Below are 16,395 nucleotides of genomic sequence, written 5' to 3' on the forward strand. Positions count from 1 at the left end.
CCGAGCGGATCCGGTTGAACGCCTCCGGTGAGGGTGTGTCCGCTCGAGGCGAGTCCGGTCAGGACGGGTCCAGTAGAGGCGAGTCCGGTCAGGACGGGTCCGGTCAGGACGGGTCCGGTCAGGGCGGGTCCGTGTCGGTGACGGCGACGAGCAGGTGCACCTCGTCCGAGTCGTCGAGATCGGCGACACCGAGGGCGACCCACCGGTCGCGCCGCCGCGGAGGCCATACGTACACGTCCCGCACGACATGGCTGAGCAGGGCCCACGGCTCGGGTATCTCCTCGCCGCGCGCGATGCGCACGCCGAGCGTCACCAGACCCAGGTGCTCGGCCTGCCCCAGCCGGCCGTTCAACCGGTCCGCGACGAGCTCCATCCACGCACGGAAGTCGTCCGCCGTCGCCTCCCGCTCCGCGCCGTCGCCCGCCCGCAGCCCGTGACTCGCCGCCAGCTCCGCCGTGTGGTAGCCGGGTCCGGCCGAGCCGCGGTCCGTCCTGCCGCGCTGCTCGGGGAAGTCCCGGCCGCACAGCAGATCGATCGTGACGAGGCACTGCTCGATGTCCATACGTTCCAGTAAACCGGCCGGCACTGACAACTGGCGGAGCGTCAGCCCGCCGGACACCAGCCGGCCGGACATCGGAGGGCGGGACGGCGTCAGGCGTCCCGGCGCCGCAGACTCCACGCCCCCGCCAGCAGCGCGGCCGCCGTCCACAGCGCGGTCACCGCGAGCCCGGTCCACGGACCCAGGTCCCCTTCCCAGCGGTGGTGCAGCGCGATCCGCCCCGCCCGGTCGGGCAGCAGGTCCGCGACACCGCCCGACAGATCACCGATCACGAAGGACACGAGCCCGGCATCGAGGTGGTGGGGGAGGCGGCGGACGGGGCCGCGGTGATCCCGCTGGTGCGCCGGTTGCGGCCCGACGTGGTCGCCATGGACGTGCGCATGCCGCTGCTGGACGGCCTCGAGGCCACCCGCGCGGTGCTGCGCACCGTCGACGGCCCGCCGAAGATCCTGGTGGTGACCACCTTCGAGAACGACGAATACGTGTACGAGGCCCTGCGCGCGGGTGCCGACGGCTTCCTGCTGAAACGGGCCCGGCCCGCGGAGATCGTGCACGCGGTGCGCCTGGTCGCCGAGGGCGAGTCCCTGTTGTTCCCCGCCTCGGTACGGCAGCTCGCCGCCCGGTACGGCGACGGAGGGGGGAACCGGGCGGCCCGCGCGGCGCTGGAGCGGGCCCGGCTGACGGACCGCGAGGTCCAGGTGCTGCGCCTGATGGCCGGGGGCTGTCCAACGCGGAGATCGCCGGCCGGCTCGTCGTCGGCACGGAGACGGTGAAGTCCCATGTGAGCGCCGTCCTGGCCAAGCTCGGGGCGCGTGACCGCACGCAGGCGGTGATCACGGCGTACGAGTCGGGGTTCGTGGCGCCGGGCTGAGCGGTCGCGTGCCGCTACGCGCGCGGGACGTTCGGCGGCCGGGGCGCCGCCCGGTTGCGCGGCGGCCCGGCCCTCGCTGCTCCGGCCGGTGCCGAGTACGATCCGGCCAACACGCGCACGAGCTGGGAGGACGGACGGTGGGGCGGCTGACCGGCGGGGACCCCTCGCTGCTGCGGAGGATCAACTCCGCGGTGGTGCTCCACGCGCTGCGGGCCACGGACTGTGCGACGCTCACCGAGATCACCCGCGTGACCGGACTGTCCCGGCCGACCGTCGAGGGCGTGGTCGAGGATCTCATCACGGCCGGGCTCGTCGTCGAGAAGGCCGCCGAGGAGGGAGCCGCCCGGCGCCAGGGCCGGCCCGCCCGGCGGTTCCGGTTCCGCGCCGAGGCCGGGCATCTGCTCGGTCTCGAGATCGGCCCGCACCGGGTGGCCGCGCTGCTGGCCGACCTGGACGGCCGCGTCATCGGCGCCCAGGCCAAGGACGTCGACGAGACCGCCGGCGCGGACGAGCGCCTGGAGCGGCTGCGCGGCGCGGTCGCCGAACTGCTGCGCCGGGCCGGGGTGGCACGCGGTTCGCTGCGGGCCGTGGGGGTCGCCACGCCGGGGATCGTGGAGGCGGACGGCACCGTACGGCTGGGGACGGCGCTGCCCGGGTGGACGGGCCTGCGCCTGGGCGAACGGCTGAGCCGGTCCTTCAAGTGCCCGGTCCTCGTCGAGAACGACGCCAACGCCGCCGCGGTCGCCGAGCACTGGAAGGGCGCCGCCACCGAGTCCGACGACGTGGTCTTCGTACTGGCCGGACTCAGCCCGGGCGCCGGTTCGCTGATCGGGGGGCGGCTGCACCGCGGATACGGCGGGGCGGCCGGCGAGATCGGCGCGCTGCACCTGCTGGGCCGGGAGGCGACGCCCGAGACGCTGCTGTCGACCACGGACCAGCCGCTGCACCCGCTGGACGAGCAGGCGGTGACCGAGGTGTTCGCCCTGGCCCGCGACGGCGACCAGCGGGCCGGTGCGGCCGTGGACCGGTTCATCCGGCGCCTGGTCCACGACGTGGCGGCACTCGCGCTGGCCCTGGATCCGGAGCTGGTCGTCATCGGGGGCTGGGCGGCCGGTCTGGACGGCGTCCTGGATCCGCTGCGGCGCGAACTCGCCCGCTACTGCCTGCGCCCGCCGAGGGTGACGCTCTCGCTGCTCGGCGAGGCGGCCGTCGCGACGGGCGCGCTGCGGCTGGCCCTCGACCACGTCGAGGAGCAACTGTTCGCGGTGGAGGGCACGGTCACGGCCCGCCGCTGAGCTCCGGGCGAAGTCGGGGCGGCGACGGCGGCCGAGCCGGGGGCCGGTACGTCCGGCGGCGGTGCGCCCGGGTGCTGGGCGTCCGGCGTCCTGGTACCCGGGTCCCAGGACGTACGGCAGCCCGGCACACCCGGGCTCCAAGACGTACGGCAGCCCGGCACACCCGGGCTCCAAGACGTCCGGCAGCCCGGCACACCCGGGCTCCAAGACGTCCGGCGGCCTGGCACACCCGCACTCCAGGACGTACGGCGCCGGGCGCACGCGGGCCCCAAGACGTACGGCGGCCCGGCAACCCGGGCCCCAGAACGCGGGGCGGCGCTGCACCCGGTCTCAGGACGCCGGGCGGCGTTGCGTCCGGGTCCTAGGACGCCCGGCGCTCCGGGCCGTCGTGGATCTCCACGCCGCCCGAGTCGCCGAAGGTGAGGCGGCAGGTGTCGGCGCGGTAGGTGGCGACCGAGAGCGCGGCGGTGCGGCCCCCGGCGAGGAACCGCGTCGTGACGACGAGGACGGGCGCGCCGGGCAGCCGGTCGAGTTCCCTGGCGTCGTCCGCGCGGGCCGAGCCGAGTTCGACGGCGCGGTCCTGGCCCTCCAGCTCCAGGCGCTGCAGCTCGCGCAGCACGGCACGCGCGCGGGCGGGCCCCTCGGGCGCGTCGATCGCCGTGAGGTCGGGCACCGACGAGGCCGGGATGTACAGCAGTTCCGCAGCGACCGGCTGTCCGTGGCTCACACGGGACCGGCGCAGCGTGTGGACGGCCTCCTCGCGGCCGGTCTCCAGGGCGGCGGCGACGGCCGCGGGCGGAACCGCCCGCGCGCAGTCCACGGGCTGCCAGGCGTCGTCGGCCGTCCCCGGCCAGGTGTGCTGCTCGGTGCCGACGGCGACGCCGACGCGGGGCGGGGCGACGGTCGTGCCGACGCCGCGGCGGCGCTGGAGCCGGCCCTCCAGCTCCAGCTGCTCCAGGGCCTGGCGGAGCGTGGCGCGGGCGACGCCGAAACGGGCCGCGAGCTCCCGCTCGTTGGGCAGGATCTCGCCGACCGAGAACTCGGAGTCCAGTGCCTCACTGAGCACGGTCTTGAGATGCCAGTACTTCGGCTCCGGCACCGTCTCCAGCTGCGTGGTCCCCACCCTGTCCTCCGCAATCGCCGTGGTACGGCGGCGTTTCAGCGCCCTTGTTTATTAAAGGTTGTTGTACTTGTCTGCGACCATAGGGCGGCCCCCACCCTTGGTCAAGACCAATCCTCGTCCCCCGAGGGCGGCGCGGACGCGGTGCCGCCGAGCGTTCACGAGGCGTTCGCACCCGGCCATGTTCGTGACATGACGACCGAACCCGGGGCTACCCGTCGGTAGTAATTGCTGACAAGCTGTCTACGAGGCGTTGGCCGGCGATCCCCCGACGAGGAGTATCCATGTCCGCAACCGTGTCCTTCGACGTCCCCACCGAGCACGGCCCGCGGACCGTGACCCTGTCCTACGCGCGCGTGGGCAGTGGTGCGCCGCTGCTCCTGCTGCACGGCATCGGCCACCACCGGCAGGCCTGGGACCCGGTCGTCCACCTGCTCGCCGCCGAGCGCGACGTGATCTCCGTGGACCTGCCCGGCTTCGGCGCCTCCCCCGCGCTGCCCGGCGGACTGCGGCACGACCTGCCGACGATGAACGCCGCGCTCGGCGCCCTGTGCGAGACGCTGGAGATCGAGCGGCCCCATGTGGCGGGCAACTCCCTGGGCGGCCTGCTGGCGCTGGAGTTGGGCCGGGAGAAGCTCGTACGGTCCGTCACGGCCCTGTCCCCGGCGGGGTTCTGGACGCAGGCCGAGCGGCGCTACGCCTTCGGCGTGCTGCTCGGCATGCGGCAGATCGCACGCCGCATGCCGCTGCCGCTGGTGGAGCGGCTCGCGCGCACGGCGGCCGGCCGCACGGCCCTCACGAGCACCATCTACGCCCGGCCCGCCCGCCGCTCACCCGAGGCCGTGGTCGCCGAGACACTCGCGCTGGCGGGAGCCACCGGCTTCGAGGACACGCTGCGGGCCGGCGTCGCCGTCCAGTTCACCGACGACGTCGCCGGCCTCCCGGTCACCATCGCCTGGGGCACCAAGGACCGACTGCTGGTGCGGCGGCAGGGGGTCCGGGCCAAGCAGATCATCCCCCGTGCGCGGCTGGTGCGACTGCCCGGCTGCGGGCACGTCCCGATGAACGACGACCCCGCCCTGGTCGCACGGGTGATCCTCGACGGCAGCCGCTGACCGCCGCACGGCCCGCGCCGGCGCACCGGCTCCCAGAGCGACTCCGGAGGGCCCCGGTGCGACCGCCGCCGAGGTGTGCCCCGTGTCCGCGACGGCGCGCCAGTTCGGCTGCTCGCGCGGGCGGTTGTTCACCCGTGGTTTCCGTGCGCGCCGCGCCGCACCAGTAGGTGTGGCTCTGCACACTGGCCGGATCCCGTCCCCGGAGGCGTCCCCATGTCCCACCGTCCCCTGCCCGGTCGCCGCAGCGTCCTGCGCGGCTCGCTGGCCGCGTCGGCGGCCCTGACCCTGCCCGGCGCCCTCGGCGCCGCACCGGCCTTCGCCCTGTCCGGCCGGCCCCGGGCCGACTGGGGCGTGCAGGCGGGAGACGTGACCGCCGACTCCGGCCTGGTGTGGGTGCGTGCCGACCGCCCGGCCAGGATGGTCGTGGAGACGTCCGCCACGGAGTCGTTCCGCGATCCGCGCAGGTGGCAGGGACCCCTGCTCGGCGCGGACACGGACTTCACCGGCACGACCCGGCTCCGCGGGCTGCCGCCGGGCGAGCAGATCCACTACCGCGTGCTCCTCACCGACCCGGACGACCCGCGCCGCGCCGGCGAGCCGGTGACCGGCACGTTCCGCACGGCCGCCGCACGGCGCCGTCAGGGCGTCCGGTTCGTGTGGTCGGGCGACCTGGCCGGACAGGGCTGGGGCATCAACGAGTCCATCGGCGGCTACCGGATCTTCGACGCCATGGCGAAGCTGGATCCGGACTTCTTCCTGTGCAGCGGGGACAACATCTACGCCGACGGCCCCATCAAGCCCACCGCCACACTCCCGGACGGGGACGTGTACCGGAACGTCACCACCGAGGAGAAGTCGCACGTCGCGGTCACCCTCGCCGACTTCCGGGGCAACTTCCGCTACAACCTGCTGGACGCCGCGCTGCGCCGGTTCAACGCCCAGGTGCCGAACATCGTCCAGTGGGACGACCACGAGGTCCGCAACAACTGGTACCCGGGCGAGGTCATCGGGTCCGGCACCCCCTACCCGGCCGGCACCAGGCTCGACGACCTGGCGCTCCGCGCCCGGCAGGCCTTCTCCGAGTACTTCCCCGTCTCCACCCTCTCCGGACGGCCGGACGGCCGGATCCACCGGGTCGTCCACCACGGCCCGCTGCTCGACGTGTTCGTGCTCGACATGCGCACCTACCGCGACGCCAACTCGCCCGACGACCGGACGACCGACCCGCAGGGCATCCTCGGCGCCGAGCAGCTGGAGTGGCTCAAGCGGGAGCTCACCCGGTCGCGCGCGGCGTGGAAGGTCATCGCCGCGGACATGCCGCTGGGCCTGGTCGTGCCCGACGGGGTCGAGGGCAGGCCGAACTTCGAGGCGGTCGCGCAGGGCGACCCGGGCGCGCCGCTCGGCCGCGAACTCCAGATCGCGGAGCTGCTGCGGTTCATCAAGCACCGGCGGATCACCGGCATGCTGTGGCTGACCGCGGACGTCCACCACACCTCGGCCCAGCACTACGACCCGTCGCGGGCCGCCTTCAAGGACTTCGAGCCGTTCTGGGAGTTCGTGTCCGGCCCGCTCAACGCCGGCGCCTTCCCGGCCAGCGCCCTGGACGGCACGTTCGGCCCGGACCGGGTATTCGTGAAGGCGCCGAGCGTCGCGAACGTCTCGCCCGCCGAGGGCTACCAGTTCTTCGGCGAGGTGGACATCGACGGCGACAGCGGCGAGCTGACGGTGCGGCTGCGCGAGCAGGACGGCACCGTCCTGTTCACGAAGACGCTCCAGCCGGGCCGGGTCGGCCAGTAACTCCCGTGCCCTCTCCCCCCGGGCCGCGCACCGGCGTCATCCCCCGGTGCGCGGCCCGGGCCGGCCCCTCCCAACTCCCCCGGCAGCGGGGTGTTTTCGCAGGTCGAAGCCGATTGTCAGTGGTCGCTTCTACGGTTTTCCCATGACGCGATCTTTGCAGGCCGTGGCCTATCGCCGACCCTCCGTGCTGGAGTCCGCCGCGGGCGGACAGCGCCTGGGGCTGGAGACCTCGCGGGGTGCGACGCCCTCGGGCGTCCAGGACCATCCGCGGTTCTTCGCGGGCTTCCTGACGTCCCCTCAGGTCGCTGCCGCCGGACTGCTGGCCGTGGCGGACGTGGCGGCCGCCCGCTACTACCAGCCGCAGCTGCGCGCCTCCCTCGACCCGGTGGTGACGGGTAACGGCGACCGGCTGCGCTTCGAGTCCTTCTCCGGCTGCGGCGGGGTGTATGCACGCCTGGACGTGCTGCGGTCCGGCCTCGACGGCGGCGAGGTGGGGCACGGCACGACCAATGTCGACGTGAACAACCCGCTGCGGGAGGCACTTTCCCGGATCGGCCCGGACGATCCCCTGCATCTGCGGGTCGGACCCGAGGAACTCGCCGTCACGACGCAGGCCGGCCGGGTCGTGGAGAAGAAGGTGCCGCTCCCGGACCGTTGGCTGCGCGGCTTCGCGGAGGCCCAGGTCATCGCGATCGGCTTCGATCTGTGCGCCGAACTACCGGCGGCCGAGGCGGCGCGGTTCCTCCGGTCGTTGCCGCGCGGCGGGTCGCGGGGCACGGCGGGCGGCCCGCGCTGGGTGGTGCCGGCCGGACGCGGACTGCGGCCGACGACCCGTCCGGTACCCGGCGCGGTGTGCCTGCCGGGTCCGGAGCGGCTGGTCGCACTCCGGCGGGTGCTGCGTCACGCGACGGCCCTGCGGGTGTACGGACCCACGGTGACCGGTGCGGGCACCGGCGCCGGCTCCGGTTCCGGTGGTGGTGCGAGTGCCTGGGAGGCCGTGCTGCCGGGCATGCGGCTCACCCTCACCCTGTCGCCGGACGCCTCCCGCGGGTTCTCCGGCGAGGGCGGGGTGCTGGAGGCGCTCGCCACGGACGAGGCCGCCGAGGACGCCGAGCTGATCGCGGTGCTGCTGGCGTGGGAGCCGTGTATCGACGTCGCCGACCTCGCCGCATCCTCCGGCCTCACGCCGGAGCGGGTGCGGGCCGCGTTGATCCGCCTCGGCACCTCCGGCCGCGTCGGCTACGACACGGCGGAGGCGGCCTACTTCCACCGGGAGCTGCCGTACGACGGCGAACGCGCGGAGCGGCACAACCCGCGGCTGCGGGCCGCGCGCGCCCTCGCCGTCTCGGGCGCGGTCGCGCTGGACGGGGCGCTCGGCACGGTCACGGCCGAGGACGGGCATGTGCACCGGGTGCGCGAGGAGGCGGGCGCGCTCAGCTGCAGCTGCCTGTGGTGGGCCAGGTACCGGGGCGGGCGCGGGCCGTGCAAGCACGCGCTGGCGGTGCGCATGGTGCGACGGGACGGCGCCGCGGTGGAGCGGGGCAGGGCACGGGTCGACGGGGGTGTGCGATGAGTTCGCTGATCGAGGCGGTACGAGCGGGACGGACGGCCGAGGTGGTCGGGCTGCTGGACGGCATGACCGACACCGAACGGCGTTCGGCCTTCCCCGAGTTGAAGGCGCTGCGCAAGGAGCTGAGGCCCGTGCGCTGGGACGCCGGGGCCCGGCGCGCCTATCCGGCCCTGCGGGTGGCCGGGGCGGCGTGCCAGACCGGCGCGGCGGCCGTGGCCGGCTGGATCGCGGCCGCCGACATGCGGTCCTCGGGCGCCTCGCCGGCGGTGCTCGTCGACCTCCTGGGCGATCGTGACCCCCAGTGGCTGGCCGACGTGGCGCACCGGCTCGCCGAGCGCCCGGCGAGCGCCCGGGTGCCGTACGACCTCATGGCGGCCCTGGTGCGGCTCGCGGGCTGCCCGGCGCCGACGACCGACGCCTATGTGCGGGGCTGGGTGCGGCACATCGGCTGCACCTGGCAGCGCGGAGACACCGTTTTCGAGAGACTGCGCCGGGATCCGCACCTTCGCGAGCTCGTGGCGGCCCTCTTCGTCACGGACGACATCGGCGGCCCGCTGGAGTGGGGTGCCGCCGACGGGCCCGACAGCTGGCCCCGCGCCCTCGCCCGGCTCACCCTGGAGGGCGCGCTCGACCGCGGGGCGACGGTCGACGCGTGCGTGGCCCGTCTGCTGCGGGGCGGCACGGCCGCCGATCACCGGGTGTTCCTGCGCGTGCTGACGTCCCTGGCGCTCACCCCCGAGGAACGGCGGGAGCGTACGGCGGACTGGCTGGCGCTCGCCTCGGACGCGGTGTCCGTGGTCGCCTCGCACGCCCAGTCGGTCCTGGGCGACCTGGCGCTGGAGGGCGGGCTGGCGCCCCGCCGGCTGGCGGACATGTGCGGCGCGGTGCTCTTCCGCACCGAGAAGAAGCTGGTGCGGGCGCAGTTGGTGCTGCTGGGCAAGGTGCTCACCCGGGACCCGTCGGCGGCGGACGTGTTGCTGCCCGCGGCTGCCCAGGCCTTCGCGCACGAGGACGCGGACGTGCAGGAGCGCGCGCTCAAGCTGGTGGAGCGGCATCTGCGGAAGACCCGCTCGAGCGAGGCCCGGGCCGAACTGGCCGCGGCTGCTGCACAGTTGGCCCCGGCCCTGCGGGCCCGGGCGGTGGGCACGCTGGGCGCGGCGCCCTCGGACCCGTCGGCGGAGCGGTACGAGGAGGTGCTGCCGCCGGTGCCGGAGCCCGAGCGGCTGGCCGCTCCGCCGCGGTCCGCGGCCGAGGCCGCCGAAGAGGTCGGCGCGCTGCTGGCGTCGGACGGCGGTGTGGCGGCCTTCGAGCGCGCGCTGGACGGACTGGTGCGGCTGGCCCACGACGACCGGGACGGACTGCTCGAAGCGCTCGTCCCGGTGATCGCGCGGCAGTGGTGGAGCGGGACCCCTTCGGGTTCCGGGCGCGCCTACGGCGCCGAGGAGCACTTCGCGAGGGCGTACGAGGGAGCGTTCGGCGCGCGCGGCGGGCTGGAGATGATCCTCGCCACCCTGGCCGGGAGGCTGCCGACCGTCACGCTCCACCGGGCGGTCCAGCACGGCACGACGCCTCCCGACTGCGTGCACGCGCCGCTCTCCCGCGCGTTCGACGCCCGGCTGTGGGAGGTGGCGTACCGGGTCCGCACCGAGCCGCTGCCGTTCCTGCTGTCGACGCCCACCTGGAGCACGGGCCTGCTGGAACCTGACGAACTGGTGACACGGCTGGAGTCGTACCGGCGGCTGGGGGCGAGGACCTCGGCGGCCGACTTCGCCCAGGCCCTGCTGCGGGTGCGGCGGACGGACCGGGCGGCGGCCTCCGCGGCGGCCCGGCGGGCGCTGGCCCTCGGCACGGCGGAGGGGACGCGCCTGGCCCGCTGGCTGACCGCCGAGGGCGAGGAGCTGCCGATCGGGCGGCGGCGCACCTCGCACGGCCGGGTCCTGGTGGAGTTCGGTGAACTCCGAGAGCTGCGGGAGGACTTCCCGGCGGCGTTCAAGCCGCTGGGCACCCCGGTGAGCGTCTTCCGGGAGCGCTGGTACTGCCACCACTGGAGCCACGAGATACGCCGGCACTGGCTGGCCGTGCTGCCCGAGCGGAGGGAACTGGTGGCGGCGCGGATGCTGCGGGACATGTCCGGACCGGCCGCCGAGAACACCCGCGGCGCCGCGGCCGTACTGCCGCCGCTGGCCGAGTCCGGCGGGACGGCGGGCGACGCGACGCACCTGTGCGTGGCCTACGGCCTCGGCGCCCGGCATCCGGAGGACCGGCTCGCCGCCGTGGACGCGCTGCTGGTCCTCGCGGCCCGGGGACAGCTGGACGCGGCCGCACTGGGCGCGGACCTGGGGCAGTTGGGGCGGAGCGGCACCGTCAAGCCGCTGCGGCTGGCCGAGTCACTGCGCACCGCGGCGTCGACCGGGGCGAACGCCACCATCTGGGAGATGCTCCGGCACGCATTGCCGGTGCTCCTCGCGGACCTCGCGGCCGAAGGCCGGGCCGGGCCGGTGCGCGGGCTCGGGGATCTGCTGGCCGTCGCCGCCGAGTGCGCCGAGCGGTCGGGGGCGCGGGGCGAGCTGCCGCACCTGGCACGGACGGCGGACCGGCGCGGTTCGTCCCGCCTGGCGGTGCAGGCGCGCCGGCTGCGCAGCGCGCTGGCAGCGGAGGCGGCCGCGTGAACTGCCCCGCCCCGCTCGCCCCCGAGCACCACCGCCCGGAGGTCCAATAAACGGCAAAAAGCTACAGAAGCACGCTTTACCCATCAGTCACAAAGCGTTCGTGATCACGCAACACCATTCCTTCACAGTGGATGCATGACTCGTGAACTCTCTGATGTGACGCGTGCGAAGCACGGTCGCCCGGTGCACCACTGGCGGCGGGACGTGATAGAACTCGCCGCGCTCTTCACGGCCGTGGCGGTCGCGGACGCGGTGGCGAACCTGATCGGCCACGGACCGGACGGCCCGGCCCTGCTGGTGATCTCGGCGATGGCGCTGGTCGCGACGGCCGCGTTCCACACCTGGTGGGCACGGCGCCACGGGCACGCGCCGCCGACGGACCATACCGGTGCCCGGCCGCCCGCCCCGCGGCGGGGCCAGGCCGGGCAGTCGGCCACCGCCCCGGGGCTGCCGGTGGCGGCGGCCGCGAGCACCCTGTGGCGGATGCGGACGACGGTGAAGGACGAGCCGGGGTCACTGGCCGCGCTGTGCGCCGCGCTGGCCGCGCACCGGGTCGACATCCTCAGCCTGCAGACGCATCCGCTGGCCGAGGGCACGGTGGACGAGTTCCTGCTGCGCGCCCCCGGCGAGGTCGAGGCCGCCGGGGTCGCCCGGGCGGTCACGCTCGCCGGCGGCAGCGACACCTGGATCGAGCGGGCCGACCCGCACGATCTGGTGGACGCGCCCACCCGGGTCCTCGGGCTAGCCGCGCGGACGGCCCTGGACGCGGCGGAACTCCCCCTGGCACTGCGCCAGTTGCTGGGACGGTGCACGATCCGCTCGCTGCCCGGCCGGCCGCCGGCCGGTGGCCGCGGTCCCGAGGAGGTGCCGGTCGAGGGCGCGCTGGAGGGCACCGTGATGCGGCTGCGGGCGCCCGAGGGCGGAGTGATCACCGTGGAGCGGCCGTATCTGGCGTTCACGCCCACGGAGTTCGCCCGGGCGCGGGCCCTGGTGGAACTGGACGCCCGGCTCGGGCCGCGCATCCCGCGCAGCCAGGACGTGCTGACGCTGCCGGAGGGCAACGCCATCACCGTGCGCCGCGCCGACACCGGCGACCTGCCGGCGACCCGCGCCATGCACGAGCGGTGCTCGGCACGGACGCTGAGCATGCGCTACCACGGCCCGGTCGGTGACGCGGACCGCTATCTGCACCACCTGCTCAGCCCCCGGTTCGGGCGGACGCTCGCGGTGCGGACCGCGTCCGGGCGCATCGTCGGCCTCGGCCATCTGCTGTGGGACGGCGACGAGACGGAGATCGCGCTGCTCGTCGAGGACGAGTGGCAGCGGCGCGGCATCGGCGCCGAACTGCTGCGCCGGCTGGTGGCCCTGGCCGTCGAGGCGGGCTGCGAGAGCGTGTACGCCGTGACGCAGGCGTCGAACACCGGCATGGTCGCCGCCATGCGCGGCCTGGGTCTCCCGCTCGACTACCAGATCGAGGAGGGCACCCTGGTCATCACGGCCCGGCTGGAGGCGGCCCCGGTGACCTCGCTGCCGTCGCACGGCGGCAGGCAGCAGGAGTACGACGGGCCCGGCGTGCGGGACTGACGGCGGGTCACGGTCGCGGAGAACGGCCCGGCGGGAGTCCCGCCGGGCCGTTCTCCGTTCCGGGGCCGGTACCCGGGAGCCGGTCTCACGGAACCGGTCCCCCGCAACCCGCGCCCGCAGAGCCGGACTCTATGAAGCCGGTCTCACAAAACCGCCTCCAAGAGCCGGACTCACGGCGCCGGTCTCACGCAACCGACCTCGGGCGACCGGGCTCACACAACCGACCTCAGGCGACCGACCTCACGCAACCGGCCTCAGGCGGCCGGGCTCACGGAACCCGACTCTGCCAGCGCCTCGCGCAGCTCCCTGGCCGCCCCCGGCGCCGGGGGCCGCTCCCCCAGGGCCCGGTCCAGGTCGGCCCAGAGGTCCTCGACGTCCTCCAGCCCCACAGACATCCGCAGCAGCCGGTCGCTCACCCCGGCGCCCCGCCGGTCGTCCGCGTCCACGATGCGGTGGCTGATGGACGCCGGGTGCTGGATGAGGGTGTCGACGCTGCCGAGGCTGACGGCCGGGGTGACCAGGCGGACCCCGCCGATGACGGCGTGCGGGTCGTCGTGCACCTCGAAGGCGATCATCGCGCCGCCGATGCGCGGGTAGTGGACGCGGGTGATCCTCGGGTCGGCCGCCAGCCGCGCCGCCAGTTCCGCGGCCGTGGCGGACGCGGCCCGGACCCGCACCGGCAGCGTGGACAGCCCGCGCAGCAGCAGATAGCCGGCCAGCGGGTGCAGCACACCGCCCGTGGCGAACCGCACCTGCCGCAGCCGCCCGGCGAACTCCTCGTCGCAGGCCACCACGCCCGCCATCACGTCACCGTGCCCGCCCAGGTACTTGGTGGCGCTGTGCAGCACCAGCCGCGCACCCTGCTCGGCCGGTCGCTGCAGCACGGGCGTGGCGAAGGTGTTGTCGGCGAGGAGCGGCACGGAACCGCAGGCGTGGGCGACGGCCCGCAGATCGACCTCGGCAAGCGTCGGGTTGGCCGGGGACTCGACCATGACCAGCCCGGTGTCCGGCCGCAGCGCGTCGGTGATCCCGGCGGGATCCGTCCAGGTCACCTCGGTGCCGAGCAGCCCGGCGGTGAGCAGGTGGTCGCTGCAGCCGTACAGGGGGCGCACGGCGACCACGTGCCGCAGGCCCATGGCGGACCGGGCGAGCAGCACGGCGCTGAGCGCGGCCATGCCGCTGGCGAAGGCGACGGAGGCCTCGGTGCCCTCCAGCCGGGCCAGGGCGGTCTCGAAGCGGGTGACGGTCGGGTTGCCGAGCCGCCCGTAGATCGGCGGGCCCTCCGGGTCGGCTCCGTCCGTGGCGAACGCGTCGATGCGGGCGGCCTCCGCACGGCTGTCGTAGGAGGGATAGGTGGTGGACAGGTCGATCGGCGGGGCGTGCAGCCCCTGCCGGGCGAGGTCGTCACGTCCGGCGTGCACGGCCTCGGTGGCCAGAGCCCTGGGTGCGGTGCGTACGTCGTCGTACGCGTGCGTGCTCGCTGAGTCCATGGGCGGAAGGGTGAACACCGGCCGGGGCGTCGGGGCGGGAGACCGTGTTACGTTCGGCCAATGGCTGAATCTGTCGTACTGGATCCGGTGGACCTTCATCTGCTGCGGCTGCTGCAGAACGACGCCCGGGCGACCTACCGCGATCTCGCCGCCCAGGTCGGGGTGGCGCCGTCGACCTGCCTGGACCGGGTGACGCGGCTGCGCCGCTCGGGGGTGATCCTCGGCCACCAGCTGCGGCTGGATCCGGCGAAGCTGGGCCGCGGGCTGCAGGCCCTGCTGTCCGTGCAGGTCAGGCCGCACCGGCGGGAGCTGGTCGGGCCGTTCGTGGAGCGGATACGGGCGCTTCCGGAGGCGCGGACCGTCTTCCATCTGACCGGGCCCGACGACTACCTCGTCCATGTCGCGGTCGCGGACATGGCGGATCTGCAGCGGCTGGTCCTGGACGAGTTCACGGCCCGGCGCGAAGTCGCGCGGGTGGAGACGCGGTTGATATTCCAGGAGTGGGACTGCGGCCCGCTGCTGCCGCCCGGCGCGGAGGCGGCCACGCCCTCGGCGAAATCGGACCGCTGACAGCCCCACGAGCGGAAAACGGGACTGACATGGACCGTGTCCCCGTACCAGGATGGTCCGCATGTCAGAGACCAAGAGCCAGCTGCCCCGACAGGTCGCCGACGCCTACGTCGACGAACTCATCGCCCTCGACCCGGTCACCGGTACGTATCTCGGCGTGAAGGAGAGCTCCAGCCGGCTGCCCGACCTCTCGCCCGCGGGTCAGGAGGCGCTCGCCGAGCTGGCGCGCACCACGCTCGCCCGGCTCGACGAGGCCGAGCGGCGGCCCGGCGCGGACAGCGACGTGGAGCGCCGGTGCGCCCGTCTGCTGCGCGAGCGCCTCACCGCGGAACTCGCCGTGCACGAGGCCGACGAGGGCCTGCGCGCCGTCGGCAACATGGCCACACCCGTGCACAGCGTCCGCGAGGTGTTCACGGTCACGCCGACGGAGACGGACGAGGACTGGGCGGCGATCGCCGAGCGGCTGCGCGCGGTTCCGGCCGCGCTGGCGGGATACCGCGCCTCCCTGACGCTGGGCCTGGAGCGCAAGCTGTATGCGGGCCCGCGCCCCACGGCCACCTTCGTCGAACAGCTCACCGAGTGGTCGGACACCGACGGCAAGGGCCGCGGCTGGTTCGAGGACTTCGCCTCGAAGGGCCCGGACTCCCTGCGCGCGGAGCTGGACGAGGGGGCCCGCGCCGCGGCCGCCGCCGTGGTGGAGCTGCGCGACTGGATGCGCGACGTCTACGCGCCGGCCGTCGAGGGCGCGCCGAACACGGCGGGCCGCGAGCGCTATGCCCGCTTCGCGCGCTATTTCAACGGCACCGACCTGGACCTGGACGAGGCGTACGCGTACGGCTGGGCGGAGTTCCACCGCATCCTCGGCGAGATGCGGCAGGAGGCGGAGAAGATCCTGCCCGGCGCCGAGACGCCGTGGGTGGCGCTCGCGCACCTCGACGAGCACGGCACCCACATCGAGGGCGTCGACGAGGTCCGCCAGTGGCTGCAGGACCTGATGGACCGGGCCATCGCCGAGCTGGACGGCACGCACTTCGAACTCGCCGAGCGGGTGCGGAAGGTGGAGTCGTGCATCGCCCCGCCCGGCAGCGCGGCGGCGCCGTACTACACGCAGCCGTCCGAGGACTTCTCGCGTCCCGGCCGCACCTGGCTGCCGACGATGGGCCAGACCCGCTTCCCGGCCTACGACCTGGTCTCGACCTGGTACCACGAGGGCGTCCCCGGTCACCACCTCCAGCTCGCGCAGTGGGCGCACGTGGCCCAGGACCTCTCCCGCTACCAGGCCACCGTCGGCATGGTCAGCGCCAATGCGGAGGGCTGGGCGCTGTACGCGGAGCGCCTGATGGACGAGCTGGGCTTCCTCACCGACCCGGAGCACCGGCTCGGCTACCTGGACGCGCAGATGATGCGGGCCGCCCGTGTCATCGTCGACATCGGCATGCACCTGGAGCTGGAGATCCCGGCCGACTCGCCCTTCCACCCGGGCGAGCGCTGGACGCCGGAGCTGGCTCAGGAGTTCTTCGGCGCGCACAGCAGCCGCCCGGCGGACTTCGTGGAGAGCGAGCTGACCCGCTATCTGACGATCCCGGGCCAGGCCATCGGCTACAAGCTCGGCGAGCGGGCCTGGCTGCTGGGCCGGGAGAAGGCCCGGCAGCGGCACGGCGACTCCTTCGACCTGAAGTCCTGGCACATGGCGGCCCTGTCCCAGGGTTCCCTCGGGCTGGACGACCTGGTCGACGAGCTGGCGCGGCTGTGAGC

At 74.7% G+C, this 16,395-nt stretch carries 11 protein-coding genes and 2 pseudogenes; 9 read left to right on the forward strand and 4 right to left on the reverse strand.

Annotated features, from left to right (window positions below):
• Positions 1-118 precede the first annotated feature (118 nt).
• Positions 119-562: a hypothetical protein gene (locus tag ACIQ9G_RS22805; RefSeq protein ID WP_403612432.1), complete on the reverse strand. Its 444-nt coding sequence runs from the start codon at positions 560-562 to the stop codon at positions 119-121.
• A gap of 89 nt (positions 563-651) precedes the next feature.
• Positions 652-843, reverse strand: a pseudogene (locus tag ACIQ9G_RS22810) (ABC transporter permease); the annotation flags it as partial.
• Between ACIQ9G_RS22810 and ACIQ9G_RS22815 the strand changes: the two are divergent.
• A pseudogene (locus tag ACIQ9G_RS22815) lies at positions 820-1,430 on the forward strand (response regulator). The pseudogenes ACIQ9G_RS22810 and ACIQ9G_RS22815 sit on opposite strands and share 24 nt — an antisense overlap.
• A 137-nt stretch (positions 1,431-1,567) precedes the next feature.
• Entirely contained in the window at positions 1,568-2,725 is a 1,158-nt protein-coding gene (locus ACIQ9G_RS22820) for an ROK family transcriptional regulator (RefSeq protein WP_403612435.1), read from the forward strand.
• A 361-nt stretch (positions 2,726-3,086) separates the two neighbouring features.
• On the opposite strand, the gene ACIQ9G_RS22825 is transcribed toward ACIQ9G_RS22820, so the two are convergent.
• Positions 3,087-3,848, reverse strand: coding sequence for a GntR family transcriptional regulator (locus ACIQ9G_RS22825; RefSeq protein WP_403612438.1), 762 nt, complete (start codon positions 3,846-3,848; stop codon positions 3,087-3,089).
• Between the two features lie 281 nt (positions 3,849-4,129).
• Between ACIQ9G_RS22825 and ACIQ9G_RS22830 the strand changes: the two genes are divergently transcribed.
• From ACIQ9G_RS22830 to ACIQ9G_RS22850, 5 genes are all read left to right on the forward strand, one after another.
• Positions 4,130-4,960 carry an alpha/beta fold hydrolase gene (locus ACIQ9G_RS22830; RefSeq protein WP_403612440.1) on the forward strand — a complete coding sequence of 277 codons (831 nt, stop codon included), beginning with the start codon at positions 4,130-4,132 and terminating at the stop codon, positions 4,958-4,960.
• Between the two features lie 213 nt (positions 4,961-5,173).
• Positions 5,174-6,757, forward strand: coding sequence for an alkaline phosphatase D family protein (locus ACIQ9G_RS22835; RefSeq protein ID WP_403612442.1), 1,584 nt, complete (start codon positions 5,174-5,176; stop codon positions 6,755-6,757).
• 142 nt (positions 6,758-6,899) lie between these two features.
• Complete coding sequence (locus ACIQ9G_RS22840; protein WP_403612443.1) at positions 6,900-8,330, forward strand: SWIM zinc finger family protein; 1,431 nt, start codon at positions 6,900-6,902, stop codon at positions 8,328-8,330.
• Positions 8,327-10,996 (forward strand): DUF6493 family protein, encoded by a 2,670-nt coding sequence (locus ACIQ9G_RS22845; RefSeq protein WP_403612446.1) that lies wholly within the window; start codon positions 8,327-8,329, stop codon positions 10,994-10,996. Before ACIQ9G_RS22840 ends, ACIQ9G_RS22845 begins: the two co-directional genes overlap by 4 nt.
• 135 nt (positions 10,997-11,131) lie before the next feature.
• Entirely contained in the window at positions 11,132-12,580 is a 1,449-nt protein-coding gene (locus ACIQ9G_RS22850) for a GNAT family N-acetyltransferase (RefSeq protein ID WP_403612449.1), read from the forward strand.
• Positions 12,581-12,834: 254 nt separating this feature from the next.
• Here the strand turns inward: ACIQ9G_RS22850 and ACIQ9G_RS22855 are convergent, their stop codons facing one another.
• On the reverse strand, positions 12,835-14,070 hold the full coding sequence (locus ACIQ9G_RS22855) for a trans-sulfuration enzyme family protein (RefSeq protein ID WP_403612451.1): 1,236 nt from the start codon (positions 14,068-14,070) through the stop codon (positions 12,835-12,837).
• Between the two features lie 60 nt (positions 14,071-14,130).
• Here ACIQ9G_RS22855 and ACIQ9G_RS22860 point away from each other — a divergent pair, with 60 nt between their 5' ends.
• Positions 14,131-14,640 (forward strand): Lrp/AsnC family transcriptional regulator, encoded by a 510-nt coding sequence (locus ACIQ9G_RS22860; protein WP_403612454.1) that lies wholly within the window; start codon positions 14,131-14,133, stop codon positions 14,638-14,640.
• Between the two features lie 61 nt (positions 14,641-14,701).
• A complete protein-coding gene (locus tag ACIQ9G_RS22865; RefSeq protein ID WP_403612457.1) occupies positions 14,702-16,393 on the forward strand; it encodes a DUF885 domain-containing protein in 1,692 nt (563 codons plus the stop codon).
• The last annotated feature ends 2 nt before the right edge of the window (positions 16,394-16,395 follow it).

Origin of the sequence: Streptomyces sp. NPDC096152 (genome assembly GCF_044763235.1) — a bacterium.
Lineage (GTDB): Bacteria > Actinomycetota > Actinomycetes > Streptomycetales > Streptomycetaceae > Streptomyces.